At 66.2% G+C, this 14,584-nt stretch carries 10 protein-coding genes and 1 tRNA gene; all 11 read right to left on the bottom strand.

The window, feature by feature from the left end; genetic code table 11:
• On the bottom strand, nucleotides 1-944 hold a 944-nt coding region (locus B2R83_RS01085), incomplete at its 3' end, for an EpsD family peptidyl-prolyl cis-trans isomerase (RefSeq protein ID WP_292037834.1).
• A 169-nt stretch (nucleotides 945-1,113) separates the two neighbouring features.
• Nucleotides 1,114-2,151 (bottom strand): GDP-L-fucose synthase, encoded by a 1,038-nt coding sequence (fcl, locus tag B2R83_RS01080; protein WP_292037833.1) that lies wholly within the window; start codon nucleotides 2,149-2,151, stop codon nucleotides 1,114-1,116.
• Between the two features lie 2 nt (nucleotides 2,152-2,153).
• Nucleotides 2,154-3,269, bottom strand: coding sequence for a GDP-mannose 4,6-dehydratase (gene gmd, locus B2R83_RS01075; RefSeq protein ID WP_292037831.1), 1,116 nt, complete (start codon nucleotides 3,267-3,269; stop codon nucleotides 2,154-2,156).
• Nucleotides 3,270-3,544: 275 nt separating this feature from the next.
• Nucleotides 3,545-4,927 (bottom strand): undecaprenyl-phosphate glucose phosphotransferase, encoded by a 1,383-nt coding sequence (locus B2R83_RS01070; RefSeq protein ID WP_292037829.1) that lies wholly within the window; start codon nucleotides 4,925-4,927, stop codon nucleotides 3,545-3,547.
• 26 nt (nucleotides 4,928-4,953) lie between these two features.
• Nucleotides 4,954-6,183, bottom strand: a complete 1,230-nt coding sequence (epsL, locus tag B2R83_RS01065) for an XrtB/PEP-CTERM-associated polysaccharide biosynthesis outer membrane protein EpsL (protein ID WP_292037828.1) — start codon at nucleotides 6,181-6,183, stop codon at nucleotides 4,954-4,956.
• A gap of 55 nt (nucleotides 6,184-6,238) precedes the next feature.
• Nucleotides 6,239-6,967: a CAAX prenyl protease-related protein gene (locus B2R83_RS01060; protein WP_292037827.1), complete on the bottom strand. Its 729-nt coding sequence runs from the start codon at nucleotides 6,965-6,967 to the stop codon at nucleotides 6,239-6,241.
• A gap of 54 nt (nucleotides 6,968-7,021) precedes the next feature.
• Nucleotides 7,022-8,980 (bottom strand): ATP-binding cassette domain-containing protein, encoded by a 1,959-nt coding sequence (locus B2R83_RS01055; protein WP_292037826.1) that lies wholly within the window; start codon nucleotides 8,978-8,980, stop codon nucleotides 7,022-7,024.
• A 108-nt stretch (nucleotides 8,981-9,088) separates the two neighbouring features.
• A complete protein-coding gene (locus tag B2R83_RS01050) occupies nucleotides 9,089-11,842 on the bottom strand; it encodes a PAS domain-containing hybrid sensor histidine kinase/response regulator (RefSeq protein ID WP_292037825.1) in 2,754 nt (917 codons plus the stop codon).
• 134 nt (nucleotides 11,843-11,976) lie between these two features.
• Nucleotides 11,977-12,051: transfer RNA gene (locus tag B2R83_RS01045), tRNA-Arg, on the bottom strand.
• A gap of 269 nt (nucleotides 12,052-12,320) precedes the next feature.
• Complete coding sequence (locus B2R83_RS01040) at nucleotides 12,321-12,830, bottom strand: MarR family winged helix-turn-helix transcriptional regulator (RefSeq protein ID WP_292037823.1); 510 nt, start codon at nucleotides 12,828-12,830, stop codon at nucleotides 12,321-12,323.
• Between the two features lie 7 nt (nucleotides 12,831-12,837).
• Complete coding sequence (locus tag B2R83_RS01035; protein WP_292037822.1) at nucleotides 12,838-14,466, bottom strand: AMP-binding protein; 1,629 nt, start codon at nucleotides 14,464-14,466, stop codon at nucleotides 12,838-12,840.
• Between the last annotated feature and the right edge of the window lie 118 nt (nucleotides 14,467-14,584).

Below are 14,584 nucleotides of genomic sequence, written 5' to 3'. Positions count from 1 at the left end.
GCGGTCGCGGCCGGGTCGCCCGCCGCCGGCGCCGCTGCCGGTGCGCCGCCCGCCGGGGCGTTCGGATTCGGCTCGTATTCCTTGTTCAGGTAAGCGATCTTGGCGGAGCCGCGCAGGCGCTGGATCTCGGCGGCGGCCAGCTCCTTGTTCTTCTTGTTCGTCAGGTACTGGGTGATCTGCGGGGCGGCGACGGCCAGCGTGACGGGCGCGTCGCGCACTTCGGCGATCGAGATCAGCATGGCGCGGTCGCCTTCCTTGACCGCGAACAGCTGGCCCTTCTGCATCGACAGCAGCTTGGCGGACAGCTGCGCGTTCAGGTCGGCGGTGCTGCGCGTGACCTGGGCGCGCCCGTACTTGATGTTGCGCGCGTCGAGGAACACGGCCACTTCTTCCAGCGACTTGGCGCTGTCGGCTGCGGCGCGCACTTCCGGGGTCAGGTCGCTGGCCGCGAGGATCAGCTCGTTCATGGCGAACTGCTTGCGGTTGCTGAAGAACTGCGGGTTCTTGTTGAAGTAGTCCTCCACTTCGGCCTGCGACGGACGCTGCGGTTCGCCCAGGCGCTTCTGCATGTAGGCCTGGGCGATGATCAGCGAACGCGCCCGTTCGATGGCCTGCATCACCTTCGGATCACGGTCGAGCTTTTCCTTGGCAGCCTCGCTTTCCAGCAGTTCGCGGTCGATCAGTGCCTGCAGGACCTGCTTGCCGGCCACCTGCTGCTGCTGTGCGCCGACGCCCAGGCGCTGCAGTTCCTCGTTCAGCTGCAAGACGGTGATCTCTTCGCCGTTGACGCTGGCCAGGGCCTGGCCCGGCTTCGACTCCTTGGGTGCTTCATCCTTGCTGCAAGCGGCCAGGGTCGTCGCGCACAACACCAGCGCCGCCGCGGACAGCAGGCGCCTGGGGCTTGGGAAGGAAGTTGGTTTGGCTGCCAAATGGAAGGTTTTCAAGATAGTTTCCTCGACGTTGGTTAGCGGGCGAGCCCGCCGCGTGTTCCTTTTGTTATTCGTGACCTGCCCCGCATCACGGAGCAGATTCAGGACTCATCCATTCTGGGTTCCACACGATTCGCCCTCTGTTCGTCAATTAACAAACTGCTACCGCGACATGTCCCGCGCTTCATGCCAGCGCCCGCGCCGCGCTGCCGGCCGGGCGTCCCAGCAATTGCGCGGGCACGTCCTGCGGGCCGGCCTCTTCCGCTTCCTGCTCGGCCACAAAAGCCTCGTAGGCACGGCGCAGGCCTTCGTGCAGCGGCGTGCTGGCGCGCCAGCCGAGCGCGGCCAGCTTGGACACGTCGAGCAGCTTGCGCGGCGTACCGTCCGGCTTGCCGGCGTCGAACACGATGCGGCCGCGGTAGCCGACGGTCTCGCCCACCAGGCGCGCCAGCTCGGCGATCGTGACGTCCTGACCGGTGCCGACGTTGATGTGCGAATGCATGGGGTCGGTGTTGGCCGCATACACGTCAATCGGCAGGTTCATCACGTAAACGCTGGCAGCGGCCATGTCGTCCACGTACAGGAACTCGCGCATCGGCTTGCCGCTGCCCCAGATCACCACTTCCGGCGCATTGCTTTCGCGCGCTTCGTGGAAGCGGCGCAGCAGGGCCGGGATCACGTGGCTGTTTTCCGGGTGATAGTTGTCGCCGGGACCGTACAGGTTGGTCGGCATCACGCTGCGGTAGTCGGTGCCGTACTGGCGGTTGTAGCTCTCGCACAGCTTGATGCCGGCGATCTTGGCCATGGCATAGGGTTCGTTGGTCGGCTCGAGGATGCCGTTCATCAGGTACTCCTCGCGGATCGGCTGCGCCGCCAGGCGCGGATAGATGCAGGAGGAACCGAGGAACAGCAGCTTCTGGACGCCGGCGCGCCATGCTTCATGCACGACATTGGCCTGCACCATCATGTTGTCGTAGATAAATTCGGCCGGATAGGTATTGTTGGCATGGATGCCGCCCACCTTGGCCGCGGCCAGGTAGACCTGGTCGATGTGTTCGGTACGGAAGAATTCGCGCACCTGTGCCTGGTCGGTAAGTTCCAGTTCGGCATGGGTACGGGTGACGATGTCGGTGTGTCCCTGCGCGCGCAGGGCGCGCACGATGGCGGAGCCGACCAGGCCACGATGGCCGGCGACATAGATACGAGGCTGATTATTCGACACGCTTACTCCAGTGAAAGTGCAACGTTGTAGCCATGCGATGCGAGCAGCTTGTGGCGGCGCGCCGTGTCCAGGTCGTGCGCCACCATCTCCTGCACCATCGCTTCGAAACTGGTTGTCGGTTCCCAGCCGAGGCGCTCGCGCGCACGGCTCGGGTCGCCCAGCAGGGTCTCGACCTCGGTCGGACGGAAATATTGCGGGTCCACCGCCACGATCGGCTGGCCCACCACCACGCCGGGCGCCTTCTCGCCGCGGACGGAGGCCACCAGGCCGCGCTCCTCGACGCCCTGCCCCTGCCATGCGATCTCGATACCCAGCTCGCGTGCGGCGATCTCGACGAAATCGCGCACCGCATACTGGCGCCCGGTGGCGATCACGAAATCTTCGGGCTTGTCCTGCTGCAGCATCAGCCACTGCATGTGGACGTAGTCGCGGGCATGGCCCCAGTCGCGCAGCGCATCGAGGTTGCCGAGGAAGAGCTGGGGCTCGAGGCCCTGGGCGATGTTGGCCAGGGCGCGGGTGATCTTGCGGGTGACGAAGGTCTCGCCGCGGCGCGGCGATTCGTGGTTGAACAGGATGCCGTTGCAGGCGTACATGCCGTAGGCCTCGCGGTAGTTCACGGTGATCCAGTAGGCGTACAGCTTGGCCACGGCATACGGGCTGCGCGGATAGAAAGGCGTGCTCTCGCGCTGCGGGGTCTCCTGCACCAGGCCGTACAGCTCGGAAGTCGAGGCCTGGTAGAAACGGGTCTTCTTTTCCAGCCCCAGGAAGCGGATCGCCTCCAGCAGGCGCAGGGTGCCAATGCCGTCGACGTCGGCGGTGTACTCGGGCGACTCGAAGGAAACCGCCACGTGGCTCATCGCGCCCAGGTTGTAGACCTCGTCGGGCTGTACCTGCTGCAGGATGCGGGTCAGGTTCGAGGTATCGGTGAGGTCGCCGTAGTGGAGGAAGAAACGCGGATTGTCGGCGTGCGGGTCCTGGTAGATGTGGTCGATGCGCCCGGTGTTGAACAGGGAGGCGCGGCGCTTGATGCCGTGGACCTCGTAGCCCTTCTCGAGCAGCAGCTCCGCCAGGTAGGAACCATCCTGACCGGTGACGCCGGTAATCAGTGCTTTCTTCATATTGTTTTCCCTTGCGGAACTAGGCAAACACCAGCCCCGACAGTTGCAAACTCATCAACGATTCTACGCAGCTCGTGTGGTCGTGCAAGCAAGATACCAATCGTGCGCGTGGCTTTTAAGTTGACCTTAAGCGAATTATTGCCAACTTGAATTTAAAGTGTTTTCACTGGTAAATAACCGCATATTGCGAGCAGTTAATTACATTTCGCGCCGACCTCGATCCGCCCATCATCCTGCTATTCGATGCCCGCCGCAACGCCGGGTTCAATACGTGCTCAGTGGGCGTTCTCGCGGGTCAGCACGACTTTTACCGTCTTGACGATGATCCAGAGGTCGAGCCACAGCGACCAGTTGCGCAGGTAATCGAGGTCGTACTGGATACGCGCTTCCATCTTGTCGAGCGTGGCGGTCTCGCCACGCAGGCCGTTCACCTGGGCCCAGCCGGTGATCCCCGGGCGCACCTTGTGGCGCAGCATGTAGCCCTTGATCAGCTTGCGGTACTGCTCGTTGTGGGCGACCGCGTGCGGGCGCGGCCCGACCAGGCTCATGCGCCCCTGCAGCACATTGATGAACTGCGGCAGCTCGTCGAGCGAGGTGCGGCGCAGGAAGCCGCCGACCTTCGTGACGCGCTGGTCGTTCCTCGAGGCCTGCACCACGTTCGGGCCGTCCTCGGTGACGGTCATCGAGCGGAACTTGTAGACGAAGATCTCCTCGCCATACAGGCCGTAGCGGCGCTGGCGGAAGATGATGGGGCCGGGCGAACTGAGCTTGACGGCGATGGCGGTCACCAGCATCAGGGGCGCCAGCAGCACCAGGATGATGCTGCCGATCACGATGTCGCTGCCGCGCTTGATCACGCTGTTCCAGCCCATGAAGGGGGTCTCGCTGATCGCGATGACGGGCATGCCGCCGACGGTATCGAACCTGGCCTGCATCAGGTCGAACACGTAGACGTCCGGCAGGAAGTAGACCGAGGCGGTGGTGTCCTTCAGTTCGTCGATCAGCTTGCGGATGCGCGGCTGGGCCGAGATCGGCTGGCTGATGAAGATCATCTTGATGTTGTGCTGGCGCACGTAGGCGCAGACGTCGGCCATGCCGCCCAGCACCGGATGCCCGATTTCGCTCGGACGGCGCTCATCGTTGCGGTCTTCGAAGAAGCCGCAGACTTCCATGAACAGGTTCGGGTGGCGCTCGCACACCTTGGCGAACTTGATGCCGACGTCGTTGATGCCGACCACCACGATCGAACGCACTTCGCGCTTGCGGTCGCGGCTGCCGGTAGCCTTGCGCACCGCCAGGTGGCTGGCCAGGATCGTCACCGGCGTGGCGATGAACCAGGCCAGCAGCACGCGCTCGTCGTAGAAGTACTTCAGGCCGCTGGCCGAACCCAGGAAGTACAGCACCGCGATGGTCAGGCACCAGCCGAACACGGTGTCGCGCGCATAGGCCAGCATGCGGCCGCTGCGCCAGGTGCGGTAGGGATCGACGTGCTGGTAGACCGAGGACGAGATGAAGAAGGCCAGGATCATCAGCACCAGCGAATACCCGGAAAACGGCTCCTGGTAATACAGCGTGGCCAGATACAGGGTCCCCATGATGATCAGGGGATCGAGCACGCGCTGGAAAAACGAGATGATCGGGATGTCGTTTACCGTCATAAGCTGCTTCGAGATACCGCAGTGCTTCAGAACAGCACGTTCGCGTTCACCATCACGGTGTTGGCGTCGAATTTGCCCAGGTTGAGCGTCTGCGAACCGCTGCGCGACTGGTGCTGCCAGCCGGCCGAGACCGCGATCTTGCGCTTGACCTGCCAGGTGGCGCGCAGGCTGGCCGTCCTCAAGGAATCGTCCAGGTCGGACAGGCCGCTTGCCGCCACCGAGCGCGGGTTGTAGGCGCGCTGTTCGTAGGCGGCGTTGGCGTCGACCTTGATCTTGCCGGTGGCCTGCCAGGTGGCGCCGACGCTGGCGCCGCGGTTCAGGGTGTAGCTGACGATGGTGCTCTCGATCGGGGCGAATTCGCGCCACAGCGAGGCGTTGAAGGTCACCTTGCCGCGCGGCTGGTAATAGGCGTTCACGCGGCCGTTGAAGCCGCGGGTACTGCCCTCGCCGAACGAAGGCTGCTCGCGCCGCACGTAGCCGGCCAACGCCTGCAGCGTGGTCGAACCGGTCGCGTACCAGTTGACGCGCACTTTCAGTTCGTCCTGGGTGAAGTCGTCGTTCAGCACGCCGGTCGTGGTCGGGCGCCGGAACGGGTACTCGCCCTTGAGGCGGCGCGCCACCAGGCCCACCGAGCTGCCGCTCTTCGGACGGTACAGCAGCTCGACTTCGGAAGCCTTCTCGGTGCGGTTGTTCCAGCGCTGGCGCACCAGCTCGTATTCGTAGCGCTCATGGGTGAAGCCGGTGCGCAGCTTCCAGCTCGGGTGCATCTTCCAGCCGGCATCGAACCACTTGCGGCGGCGCTCGCGCACGTTGCGCTCGTCGCTGAAGAAGTCGGTGTAGGAAGCCAGCGTGCGGTCGTACAGGGTGCCGGCCTGCCCTTCGAACTTGTTGCCCAGTTCCCAGAACCAGGTGGCCTGCAGGTCGCGGCCGTCGTAGTCGAGCTGCTTGAAGAAGTCGAAGTCGACCTTGGAGGCCTTGGCCACCACCGCCACGCGCTGGCGGCTGATGCGCTTGTTGTAGATGACGCCGGCCTCGGCCTGGCGCCAGCGGTCGCTGCGCTTGCCGCCGAAGGCCGGACGGTTGTCGGGCACGCGCAGCAGGTTGTCGTCGTAGCCCCAGCCGATGCCGCCGTAGAGCTTCAGGCCTTCTTCCGGCTGCTGCTGTTGCTGGGCGGCCGCTTGGTGGGCCGGGAACATGAACATCGCACCGATGAACAAGGCGATCGGGCGGAGGGATGGGTGGCGTAAAGGCATCATGTTGTTTGTCTTTTCTGATTCATTGCGCTTGGAGTGGTGAAGCTTCGCCTGCGGATTACCAGAAGGCCCAGCTGCCGGTCGCGACCACCCAGGCGCCGAGCAGGCCGTTGGTGACAGCGTGGGCGATCACCGCGGACCACAGGTTGCGATGACGCATGTAAAGGAGGCTATAGGTCACACCGGCGACGATGCCGGCCAGCCACAGGTTGTGTTCGAAACCAAACAGGACGACCGATACCAGGAAACCCTTGATGCCGACCCGTGCGGGCTCCAGGGCTTCGAAGTCGGCGGCGTCGACCCAGCGCATGACGAAGGAGCGCCAGAACAATTCTTCCATGACGGGCACGACCAGGGCGGCGCCGGCGATGCGGATGACGATCAGGAGCCAGTCGAGTTCGCCATTGGTGCGCGGGTCGTAGCCGGGGCTCGCCCCCACCGTCATCCACGGGGCGTCGAGGTTGATCCAGAGCACCAGCACCACGATACCGGCGAGCACCGACACCAGCAGCTGGGCCGCGCCGGGCAGCGGCGCGCGCAGTTCGTGGTAGCGGCGCCAGAACACCGCCAGCAGGACGGCCACGACGCCGATCTGCACCGGGTAGAGCCAGCGCAGCTCGGCGCGCGACAGGCCGGTGCGCTCGAGCATGTCGCCGAGGATGATGAAGAAGATGTAGGCGCCGAAAGGCAGGATCCGCGCCCAGGCGGCGCGGCTGAAGAGGGGTGCGTCGAACGATAACGCGGAGGCTGCGGATGGAGCGGTACGGGATTCGTTGTGCTCGGTCATGTCCGGATGTTACTCCTGGTCTGCGCAGGCGCCTGGCCTGCCCCGTTTGTTACGCTACTCGCCCCTTGCGCGGGCTTCGATGCGCTCCCAGCGTTCGAGGGCGTCGAGCAGCAGCTCGTCGATCTCGGCGTGGCGCTCGCTCAGGCGGCGCGCGTCGCCGGGATTCTGCTTGTAGAAGTCGGGCGAATTCAGCTGGGCCGTGATCGCCGACTGCTCATCTTCAAGAGTCGCGATCAGCTGGGGAAGTTCCTCCAGTTCGCGCTGTTCCTTGTAGCTCAACTTTACCTTTTTACCAGACCCGCTCTGTGCGGTAGATGACATTTCACCAGCTTTGGCTGCCGGGTCGACCGGCGCCGCCTGCGTTGTCGCAGCGCCCTTTGCAGGAGTGGCGGCGAACTTCGTCGCAGCTGCGGGTTCGTTGGCGCGCGCGCGTTCCCAATCGGTGTAGCCACCGACGTATTCGCGCCACAGTCCATTCCCTTCAGCAACGATCACCTGGGTCACGACGTTGTCGAGGAAGGTACGGTCGTGGCTGACCAGGAACACGGTGCCCGTGTATTCCTCGAGCAGTTCTTCGAGCAGCTCGAGGGTTTCGATGTCGAGGTCGTTGGTCGGTTCGTCCAGCACCAGGCAGTTGGCCGGCTTGGCGAACAGGCGCGCCAGCAGCAGCCGGTTGCGCTCGCCGCCAGAGAGCGACTTCACCGGGGAGCGGGCGCGTTCCGGTGCGAACAGGAAGTCGCTGAGATAAGTCATCACGTGCTTTTTCTGGCCGTTGATCTCGACCCAGTCGCTGCCCGGCGAGATGGTGTCGGCCAGGCTCGCCTCGTCGTTGAGCTGGGCGCGCATCTGGTCGAAATAGGCGACGTTCAGCTTGGTCCCCAGCTTGGCCGAGCCGCTGTCGGCGGTCTCGTCACCCAGGATGATCTTCAGCAGCGTGGTCTTGCCGGCGCCGTTGGGCCCGATCAGCCCCACCTTGTCGCCGCGCAGGATCGTGCCGGTGAAGTTGCTGACGATGACTTTCTCGCCGTACGACTTGGAGATGTTTTCCAGCTCGGCAACGATCTTGCCCGAGCGCTCGCCGGCGCCGACGTCGAGGCGGACCGTGCCCTGCTGCTCGCGGCGCGCGGCGCGCTGCAGGCGCAGCGCTTCCAGGCGGCGCACCCGGCCTTCGTCGCGGGTACGGCGGGCCTGCACGCCCTTGCGGATCCAGACTTCTTCCTGGGCCAGGAACTTGTCGAACCTGGCGTTCTCGACTTCCTCGTTGGCAAGTAGCTCGCGCTTGCGTTCCTGGTAGGTGGAGAAGTTGCCCGGGAACGAGAGCAGGCGGCCACGGTCGAGCTCGATGATGCGGGTGGCGACGTTGTCGAGGAAGCTGCGGTCGTGGGTAATGAACAGCACCGAGCCACGGAACTCACGCAGCAGGCCCTCCAGCCACTTGATCGAGGTGAAGTCGAGGTGGTTGGTCGGCTCGTCCAGCAGCAGCACGTCGGGTGCGGAGACCAGCGCCACGGCCAGGGCCACGCGCTTCTGCATGCCGCCCGACAGCGTGCCCATCTTCGCTTCACGGTTCAGGCCCAGGCGATCGAGGGTGGTGTCGACCTTGTGCGCCAGGTTCCAGCCGTCGACGGCGTCGAGCTTGAGCTGGATCTCGTGCATGCGCTCCATCAGGGCATCGTCGTTGTCTCCGCCGAACTGCCCGGTGAGCGACTCGTACTCGGCCAGCATGGCCTGCTGGTCGCCCATGCCGGCGGCCACCGCATCAAACACGCTCGCTTCCGGATCGAACACGGGTTCCTGCTCGACGTAGGCGATCTTGACGCCCTGCTGCATGACCAGCAGGCCGTCGTCGAGCTTGAAGCGGCCGGAGATGATCTTCAGCAGCGAGGATTTGCCGGTGCCGTTGCGACCGATCAGGCCGACGCGCTCGCCGGTCTCCAGGGAAAAGTCAGCGTGGTCGAGCAGTGCGACGTGGCCGAAGGCCAGTTGCGCTTGAGTGAGGGAAATGACAGCCATGATCCGTGAACCTGCCCGACGCGCAAGGCGGCGGGCGCAAAATGTTGAAAGAAGACGCCATTGTACCGACTGGCGCCGGGGTTTCGGCGGCGTACCGCCGCCGCCATCTCAGACCAGGGGCGTTTCCACCTCGGCCAGCCAGGCCGCCAGCGCATCGGTCTCGACCGGCTTGACGAAATGGACGTCGAAGCCCGCCGCTTCGGTGTCGCGCCGGTCGTGCGGCTGGCCATAGCCGGTCATGGCCGCCAGCCTGACCCGTTCCAGGCCGGGCAGCCGGCGCAGGCGGCGCGCCAGTTCCTTGCCGTCCATGCCGGGCAGCCCGATGTCGAGCAGGCAGACGTGCGGCATCAGGCTGCGCGCGCGCTCGAGCGCCGCCGCCGCGCCGAATTCGACGCTGACCTCGTAGCCGAGCAGGCCCAGGAACATCGCCACCAGTTCCGCCGCATCGGTATTGTCGTCCACCACCAGCACGCGCAGCGCCGCAGGAGCCTGCTGCAGCGCATGCTTGCTCGCCAAGCCCGCGCTGCGGGCGCCCTGCTCCGGCAGCGGCAGCCTGAGCGTGAAGGTGCTGCCGCGCCCTTCGCCCTCGCTGGCCGCTTCCACGCTGCCGCCGTGCAGCTCGGCCAGGCTGCGCACCAGCGCCAGCCCGATCCCGAGGCCGCCCTGCGAGCGGTCGGGGCTGCGCTTGCCCTGGTAGAACAGCTCGAAGGCGCTGGCCACCAGCTCCGGCGCCATGCCGATGCCGTTGTCGCGCACCGCCAGCACGGCGCAGCCATCCTCGATGCCGCTGGAGAGCACGATGTGGCCGCCCGCCGGCGTGTACCGGGCGGCATTGCCGAGGATGTTGGCCAGCACCTGCACCAGGCGCTTGCGGTCGCCGTTCACGATCACGCCGGCGCAGGCGTGGCGCACCTCGAGCCGGTGCGTCCTGCCCTCGAGCAGCGAACGCACCTGTTCGACGGCGTCGTCGACGACCTGCGACAGCGGCAGGTCTTCGCGCTCCAGGCTGACCAGGCCGCGCGTGACGCGCGAGACATCCATCAGGTCGTCGATCAGGCCGGTCATGTGGGTGGTCTGGCGCGAGATCACCGCGCCCACCTGGCGCACCCGCGCCGGATCCTGCGCCGCCATCGCCAGCAGCGATGCGGCGGTGGCGATCGGCGCCAGCGGATTGCGCAGCTCGTGCGCCAGCATGGCCAGGAACTCGTCCTTGCGGCGGTCGGCGTCCTGCAGGGCCTCCTGGGTCAGCTTCTGCTCGTGGATGTCGGTGCAGGTGCCCATCCAGCGCACGATGACGCCGTCCTCGCCCCGCACCGGCAGCGCGCGCCCCAGCACCCAGCGGTAGCTGCCGGTGTGGTGGCGCAGCCGGTATTCGATCTCGTAGGGTTCGCCGGTGCGCAGCGAATGGCGCCATCGTTCCCAGGCCAGCGGCTGGTCGTCCGGATGGAACAGGGCATTCCAGCCGGCCCCGTCGGTCGAACCGTAGGGCATGCCGGTGAAGGCATACCACTGGTCGTTGTAGTAGTCGTGGAAGCCGTCCGCACGGGTCGACCACACCGACTGCGGCATGGCGTTGGCGATCACCCGGAAGCGCGCTTCGCTTTCCTTGAGGGCACGCTCGGCGCTGCGGATGCCGGAAATGTCGAGCACGTAGGCGATGCCCTCGTCGGCGCTGCCGTCGACGTCGGCGGCGCCGAGGTAGACCGCGGCGCGGCTGCCGTCGCTGCGCAGGTACTCCTTTTCATACGGCTCCATCACGCCGACGGTGCGCAGCTGCTCCCAGCCGCGTTCGTCGGCCTCGCGCCACTCGGGCGGGGTCAGCACGCGCCAGGACAGGCCGCGTTCAAAATCGGCGCGCGTCATCCGCAGGATGTCGAGGAAGGCATCGTTCGACTCGATCAGGGTGCCGTCGAAGCGGTACTGCACGATGCCGAGCACGTTCGATTCGGCCAGGCGCCGGAAGCGCGCCTCGCTGCGCCGCAAGCCGGCTTCGGCCTCCTTCTGGGCCGTGACGTCGAGCGCCACGCCCGGCAGCCACTCGGGCTGTCCGTCGGCGTTCGCGGTCACCTTGCCGCGCGCCTCCACATGGCGCCAGAGACCGTCCGCGCCGCGCACGCGGTAGGTGTCGCTGAAGGTCTCGCCGGTCTCGAGCGCGCGCGCAATGCGTGCCTGGACCCGGGCCACGTCGTCCGGATGGATCGCCGCCAGGTAGGCTTCGACCGGGCCGCCGTCGATGTCCCTGGACGGCACGCCGTACAGGCGCGCGAGGTTGGCGTCGGCATACAGTCGGTTCTCGCGCACGTTCCAGTTCCAGGTCGCGACCTGGGCCGCGCCGAGCGCGCCTTCGAGCCGCATCTGGGCGTCGCGCAGGGCCGCCTCGCTGCGCTTGATGGCGTCGAGGTCGGTGGTCTCGGTGACCACGCACACGAAGCCGCGCACCGTGCCGTCCAGGCGCCGCAGCGGCGAATAGCTGAACGAGAACCAGGCCTGCTCCTCGCGCCCGTTGCGGGTGAGGATGAAGGGTGCATGGGTAAAGCTGGACGCACGCCCGGCCATCGCCTGCGCCACCGCTCCCGCCACCTCGGGATAGGATTCGGGCCAGACGGCGGCAAACGGCCGGCCCAGCGCCTCCGGATGGCGCCGGCCCAGCACCGGCACGTAGGCATCGTTGTACAGGAAGGTTTCCTCGCTGCCCCAGACGATGAAGCTCGCGACGGCCGAGTCGAGCATCTGGCGCACCGCGTACTGGAGCGCCGGCTCCCAGCCGCCAGGATCGCCGCAAGCGCTGGCGTTCCAGTCGTGTTCGGCCATCAGGGTTTCGACGGCGCCAGGCTGGCCGGGGGAGGAAGCGGTGAGGAACATCGTATGGGTCCGGTTGGGAGGCAAGGGCGCTGCCAGGGCCGGGCCACGGAAGCGGGCGGCGCTGCCGGCAATGGCGGCGCGTCGGAAAGTATAGCCGAGCTGATGGAATTCGCGCCCGGATGGGCAGGAGAAGATGGTGTCGCCAGCAGGAATCGAACCTGCATCTAAGTCTTAGGAGGACCTTGTACTATCCATTGTACTATGGCGACACATCGCTGCCGCGCGTGCGCGCAGTTGCAGTCCCGTATTGTACCAGTCCCCTTGCCAAATCAGAACAGTGGCAAAACAGCTACGCGCCTTCTTGAATCAATACGAAAAGCTACAAGCGGAGATGGTAATTCAATTTTGACAACATACATTTAAAGTTTATAATTTTTGTTGCCATCATCTCCACACCGCTTCATGTCGAGTGCTTGCCTTCCACGCCTTTCCCGCAGCCGCCCCAGCAAAGCCTAAGCCCAGGCCGCCTTTTTCCCGGCTAGCGTTCGACGCCGGTGTTGAGGCGCTGCTTCATGGACGCCAGCAGCGCGATCAGGCTGGCCTTGTCCTCGACCGGGATATCGGCCAGCATCTCGTCGATCCAGCGTTCGTGCACCGCCGCCATCTCGGCGAAGGCGCTGCGCCCGGCCGGGGTCAGGCGCACCGCCCAGGCACGGCGGTCGTGCGGATCGGGCACGCGCAGCACCAGTCCTTCGCGCTCGAGCTGGTCGGTGATGCCGGTGACGTTGCCGCCGGTGACCATCATGCGTCGGGACAGCTCGCCCATGCGCAGGCCGTCGGGATGACGCTCGAGCTGGGCCATCAGGTCGAAGCGCGGCAGCGTGATGCCGAAACCGGCGCGCAGCCGCGAGCGGATCTCGTTCTCGATGCGCACGGTGCACGAGAGCATGCGCAGCCACAGCTTGAGCGACTGATGGTGATCCTGCGTCAGCCGGCTTGCCAGGTCGAGCTCCCGCTCTGCCTGGCCCGAGTCCTCGAGATCGGACATGTTTTCCTCAGACCGCGTCCATGCGTAATTTAAACCGTTGCAGTTTACCGGTTTCGGTGCGCGGCAGCTGTTCGCGAAAACGCAGCACGCGCGGATACTTGTACGGCGCAATCTGGGCCTTGACGAACTCCTGCAGCGCCGCGGCCAGCTCGCCGCTTGGCGCCACGCCCGGCCTGAGCACGACATGGGCTTCGACCACCTGCCCGCGCTCCTCGTCGGGGCGCCCCACCACGCCGCACTCGGCCACCGCCGGATGGTGCAGCAGGGCTTCCTCGACCTCGGCGCCGGCGATGTTGTAGCCGGCCGAGATGATCATGTCGTCCAGCCGCGAGCGGTAGTAGAAATAGCCGTCGGCGTCCATCTCGTAGGCGTCGCCGGTGATGTTCCAGCCATCCTGCACGTAGTTGCGCTGGCGCGGGTCGTCCAGGTAACGGCAGCCGGTCGGGCCTTTCACCGCCAGCCTCCCCACCACGCCCGGCCCCACCGGCCGCCCGTGCTCGTCGAGGATGCAGGCCTGGTAGCCCGGCACCGGCTTGCCGGTCGCGCCGGCCCTGGCCTCGCTGCCCGCGGCCGAGATGAAGATGTGCAGCATCTCGGTGGCGCCGATCCCGTCGATCATGTCCAGGCCTGTTGCCGCCTTCCAGGCTTCGCGGGTGGCGACCGGCAGCGCTTCGCCGGCCGACACGCTGCGGCTCAGGCTGCGCAAATCGAAGCGCGGCGCCAGCTGCGCCATCTGGCGGTAGAAGGTGGGCGCGGTGAAGCACACCGTGGCGCCGTGTTCCTGGATCGACGCCAGCAGGCTTTCCGGGCTCAAGCGCTCGACCAGCACGGCGCTGGCGCCCACGCGCAGCGGAAACAGCAGCAGCCCGCCCAGGCCGAAGGTGAAGGCCAGCGGCGGCGTGCCGATGAACACGTCGTCCATGCGCGCGCCCAGGGTGTGGCGCGGGAAGCAGTCGCAGATCGCCAGCAGGTCGCGGTGGAAGTGCATGGTCCCCTTCGGTACGCCGGTGGTGCCCGAGGTAAAGCTGATCAGGCAGATGTCGTCGGCGGCGGTATCGGGCGCATGGAAGGGCTCGTCGTGGGCCGCCATGCGCGCTTCCAGCGAATCGGGCGCATCCCCGTCGAACAGCACCAGGGGCAGGCTGCCCGCATCCATCGCGTCGACTTCGGCACGCAGGGAGGCCGCGCACAGCACCGCATCGACGCGGGCGCGGCCGGCGATGATGCCCAGTTCGCGGGCGCGCAGCAGCGGCATGGTCGGCACCGCGATGCAGCCGGCCTTGATCACGGCCAGGATGCAGGCCGCCATCATGGGGCAATTGGCGCCGCGCAGCAGCACGCGGCTGCCGGTCGCGAGCTGGAGGTCTAGACGCAGCACGTGGGCGATGCGGTCGACCCGCGCGCGCAGCTGGGCGTAGCTGAGGCGTTCGCGGCTGCCGATGAGGGCCGTGCGCGCATCCCAGCCGCGCGCGCCGGCGCCATCGAGCAGCTCGGCCGCGCTGTTCAGGCGCGGCGGATACCGCAGCTCGGGCAGGTCGAAGCGGAATTCAGGCCACTCGCTCGGGGGCGGCAGCTGGACGCGGGCGAAACCGTCGGCGTAGCCGGACGGCGCAAGTGCTGCGGAAGCATCGGTCATGTCGGGCCTTTGGTAGATATTCCGGCAATAATGCAGCGATCCCGACTTACTTTAAATCTAAAGTAATCTGCCAGCAAGCGTATTTATGAGATGGCTTGCGCGCGCTGCTGCTGGCGGC

The sequence above is a fragment of the Massilia sp. UBA6681 genome (assembly GCF_002454935.1).
Classification (GTDB): domain Bacteria; phylum Pseudomonadota; class Gammaproteobacteria; order Burkholderiales; family Burkholderiaceae_D; genus Telluria; species Telluria varians.
This window is presented reverse-complemented; position numbering and strand designations above follow the sequence as displayed.